Raw genomic sequence first — 2,261 nt, forward strand, 5'->3', positions numbered from 1 at the left:
GGGCCGCGGTCCGCGGTGTTCGCCGCACCCGGCCACTTCCGGACGCAGGGTGATCGCCAGCCCCGCACCGATCACCGCACACACCCGCGCCTCGGACCAGATCAACTCCGCGCGTTCGTCGGGGTCGTCGGCGTCGACCGGTACGTAGGCCGCGCCGACCTCCAGCACCGCGAGCACGGCCACGTACAGATCGGCGGTGCCCGACGGGACCCGTACACCGACACGGTCTCCGGCGCCCACACCGTGCGTCCGCAACTTCCCCGCCATGGCGGTGACCTCCGCCAGCAGTTCGCGGTAGTCCATCGCGGTGTCACCGGCGTCGAGGGCGAGTGCGTAGGGGTGCGCCCTCGCCGATGCCTCTAACACATCGACCAGCGTCCTCGGCGCGGCGGCCCGCCCGGTGGCACGCCATACGGCGCGGTCGGCGGCGGGGGCGGCTGACGGGGGTGGAGGCACGGCCGACTGGCCTGACTCCACGGGGAATTCCGGTGTCCGGGTCAACATATCCAGTCCTTCTGTTCCGGGTCGAGAAGGCTGACGACATGCGCCGGATGCCGCGCTCACGCGGGAATCGCCTCACATCCGGCACAGGCAACGCCACATCACTGGATTCCGACGGCGAACCGGAATGCGCGGGTTGCGCCTTTCACTGTCTTCTTAGGCATAGTTGAGCGATGTCTTATAAGACGTGGAAGCTCTCTGAGACGCTCTCAGAATCGCGAAGTCAAAGGGGCGCACTCACGGCCGACCTAGCGCAGTCGGGTCAGCAGGGCGTGTTCCATGAGGGCGATGAGTGTGTCCTTGGCTTGCTGGCGCTGGCGTGCGTCGGTGCTCACGACGGGTGCCTCGTGGCTGATCTGCAGCGCCTCTCGTACCTCGTCAGGGGCGTAGGGCTGGTGGCCGTCGAACCCGTTGAGCGCGATGACGAAGGGCAGGCCGGAGTTCTCGAAGTAGTCGATGGCCGGGAAGCAGTCGGCCAGCCGTCGGGTGTCCACCAGGACCACCGCGCCGATCGCGCCGCGCATCAGGTCGTCCCACATGAACCAGAAGCGGTCCTGGCCGGGTGTACCGAACAGGTACAGCACCAGGTCGTCGTCGAGGGTGAGGCGGCCGAAGTCCATCGCCACGGTCGTCGTGGTCTTCTCCGGCGCGTGGGTCAGGTCGTCGATGCCCGCCGAGGCGGAGGTCAGCACGGCCTCACTGCGTAGCGGGCTGATCTCCGAGACGGATCCGACGAACGTGGTCTTGCCCACCCCGAAGCCACCGGCCACCACGATCTTCGCCGAGGTGGTGGAGCGGGGCACCACAGCACTGGAGGGTGCGAAGTCCACTGAGCGCCTTTCGAGCAGTGCCATGTCCGGTCAGCCGTCTACCGCGGAGCCGAAGCGGCGTGGCACCAGCGAAGTCTGTCGCTGATGACGATCACCGCCCCTTGGCCACCGGAATCGAATGGAAACGCACAGCACGCGTGACCGATGCCGTGCGCCGGGGCAGTAGTCGTACCAATCCTCCGCCGTGCATCCGTGGAAGATGCGCAATGTGACGGAAAGTGCGAACTGGTGGCCGCGCCGGTGTCGTTACTTCTCCGGTTGCTGATTGGCTGCCGCCGGAATTGGCCCGGTATTTGTTCGTCAGCACTCGGACGAGACTCGCCTCGACGGGGACGGAATCGGAGCGACAATGGAAGTGGATCCGGCTCGCCGTCGTGCGCGGTCCGGGCCGGGTCGTACGGAAGGGACGCGCGATACCGCTGCGAAGGACCGTCGGACGGGCCGATGAACTACGTCCTTCCCACTGGCAGGATGCCGGTCTCGCAGAGTGTGCGGACAGCGCCCGCGCCGAGCGGGGCGCTGTGGCCGGTGGTGCCCGCGGCTGCGCCGCGCACGCTGGTGGACGTGCTGGAGGCAACGGCGCGCGCGCATCCGGACGCCCCGGCGCTGGACGCCGGATCCGGCGCCGTTGACTACCAGGCCCTGCTCGCCGAGGTGAACGCCTTCGCCGCGACCCTTCGCGAGCTGCGGATCGGCCCCGGGGACCGGGTAGGGGTCCGCGTTCCGTCCGGCACCGCCGAGTTGTACGTCGCGATCCTGGCCGTGCTGTGGACCGGCGCGGCCTACGTACCGGTCGACGCCGACGACCCCGACGAGCGAGCCGAGACGATCTGGTCCGAGGCCGCCGTACGCGCGGTCATCGGCCCCGGCCTGTCGGTGCGCCGCCGAGACCGCGCGCAGCCGCGGGGGCGCGCCCGCCGCCCGTCCCCG

3 protein-coding genes are annotated in these 2,261 nt (G+C 69.3%); 1 reads left to right on the forward strand and 2 read right to left on the reverse strand.

Going from position 1 to position 2,261, the window contains the following annotated elements:
• Together O5O46_RS34860 and O5O46_RS34865 are read right to left on the reverse strand one after the other, a co-directional pair.
• Positions 1–504 (reverse strand): AMP-binding protein (locus O5O46_RS34860; RefSeq protein ID WP_443072704.1); only part of this gene is annotated, 504 nt, incomplete at its 3' end.
• A gap of 245 nt (positions 505–749) precedes the next feature.
• Positions 750–1,331, reverse strand: a complete 582-nt coding sequence (locus O5O46_RS34865; protein ID WP_269859697.1) for a GTP-binding protein — start codon at positions 1,329–1,331, stop codon at positions 750–752.
• Positions 1,332–1,775: 444 nt separating this feature from the next.
• On the opposite strand from O5O46_RS34865, the gene O5O46_RS34870 reads away from it, so the two are divergent.
• A partial coding sequence (locus O5O46_RS34870) for an AMP-binding protein (protein ID WP_269859698.1) occupies positions 1,776–2,261 on the forward strand: 486 nt, incomplete at its 3' end.

The sequence above is a fragment of the Streptomyces sp. RPT161 genome (genome assembly GCF_027533845.1).
Lineage (GTDB): Bacteria > Actinomycetota > Actinomycetes > Streptomycetales > Streptomycetaceae > Streptantibioticus_A > Streptantibioticus_A silvisoli_A.